We start from the raw sequence: 1,796 nt of genomic DNA, 5'->3' as shown, positions 1-1,796 counted from the left end.
TTGCCTAGATATTCATTTTCATAGTTTTTGGAATATGTTATATATTCGTCATGAGACTTTAGCAGAGTCTCTTTTTCTTTTTCCGTCAAAATATACTCTTCAGGCTTCTTTAACCCTCTACTCGAAAAATAAGACTTCTCTCCAAGTAATCTTTCGTCAATATTATCCTTTATCATATATTTCGTTATATAAGCCCCTACATTGTCCACGTGGTCTATTTTATTTATTTTAACAAACCCATGACCCCAGATGTCCGATAGAACGTCTACAGGCGTGTAAGGAAGGTTATAGACCAATAGGTGATAATGTATAGCCCCTCGTTTCTGAAACTCAATTACAGCAGTGTATTTTAGTTTTATTTTTAAAGTGTAATTCAGCCTTTGGATAAACTTTTTGAAGTTATAGTTAGATTGTTTTATGTCCTGCATGTTTTCAGCATATGTAAGTGTGAAAAATTTCGGTTGCTCGTTCCACGCATTTGCATTGGCATTTGCTTGGTTAAACACTTGCTTCCTTGCACGATATAACACATCAGACCTGTTCTTCATCTTTGTTTCAGCATCATTTATCCAATCATGATCAGACTGTTTTTTCCTACCAGCATTTTCACGAACTGCATCTTTACCTGTTGCTACCTCTTTCTCGTAGCTCAATAATTCCCATACACCGCCACTTTTTATTAGTTTGTGACGATACCTCAATTATAAAATACCTCTCTTCCTTGTCTAAATTTTTCTGCTTATTAATCGCTATAATCAAGTTAAGTAAGAAACAGAAATAGCGATTAAATATTAACCTATTTTTCTATCAGATTTAAACGGAAATATAAATCCTAAATCTACTAGAATTGTACCACTAAATTCGCCGCAGCCGGTTATTACTTTTCTATCAACTCCTGAAATTTTATAAAAGAATCCTGGTTGCAAAATGATAGTTTGTTTTAGTGCGTGTAATGTAACCACCATTACTTTTGTGTCTTCGGTTTTGTAATAAGAAATATTAAACATGTGCTCGTCCTCTTTTCTTGTTTTTTTAGTTGCGCTTCACCATCACCACTGCGTAGATCTACTCCATGAATCCTTGACTCGGAACCTTTGCGACCCAGATTACTTGCCACCGTCGCCACCTTCTAGAAATCTTTAATGTGGCAAACCGAACTAGGTTATCAGAGTCGCCTTTCCAAGTAAAGGAACCGCTACGCTTTCACTACGTAGAACTACTCCGTTAAAACTCTTTATCGTCTTTATATTCGCTCAGTATGTATGAAATCAAAGCGTTGACCGACATACCTCTCTTTTCAGCTTCTTTTTTTAACCATTCGTGTAGGTCTTCAGTAAGCCTTAGAGAAAAAACCGCTTTTCCCAATAACTTCACCTCCTTATGGTATCATTATAGTATCAAAGTGGTATCATGTCAATACCATAATGGTTAGTGTTATTTCTCTCGGTCTTTTATAAATAAAATAAATCCGCCTTGCGGTGTCGGGGGCCCCAACTGGAGTCACCCCACCCACACGCAAAAGGGCGGATTTTATATTTTCAAGGAAATTAAATAAGGACCCCATTATAGGAGTCCCATTGTCAAAGTTTGAACACTTTACCCGCTATTAGAAAACGGTAAAGTCATAGTATTTTTATTTTCTATGTGTTAAAATAGCGCTGTTAACTTTTGCGATTTAAGTTAATTTGTATCTTATGAATATTGCCTAGATATTCATTTTCATAGTTTTTGGAATATGTTATATATTCGTCATGAGACTTTAGCAGAGTCTCTTTTTCTTTTTCCGTCAAAATATA

Annotated in this window: 2 protein-coding genes; both read right to left on the bottom strand. The window is 35.5% G+C overall.

What is annotated here, in order from left to right; all coding sequences use genetic code 11:
- A partial coding sequence (locus tag ACZ3I3_RS41310; RefSeq protein ID WP_467373027.1) for a rolling circle replication-associated protein occupies positions 1–701 on the bottom strand: 701 nt, incomplete at its 3' end.
- 523 nt (positions 702–1,224) lie between these two features.
- Positions 1,225–1,374: a toxin-antitoxin system HicB family antitoxin gene (locus tag ACZ3I3_RS41305; protein WP_350502499.1), complete on the bottom strand. Its 150-nt coding sequence runs from the start codon at positions 1,372–1,374 to the stop codon at positions 1,225–1,227.
- Positions 1,375–1,796 lie beyond the last annotated feature (422 nt).

It is taken from the genome of Streptomyces sp. NPDC016851, from assembly GCF_055562795.1.
This window is presented reverse-complemented; position numbering and strand designations above follow the sequence as displayed.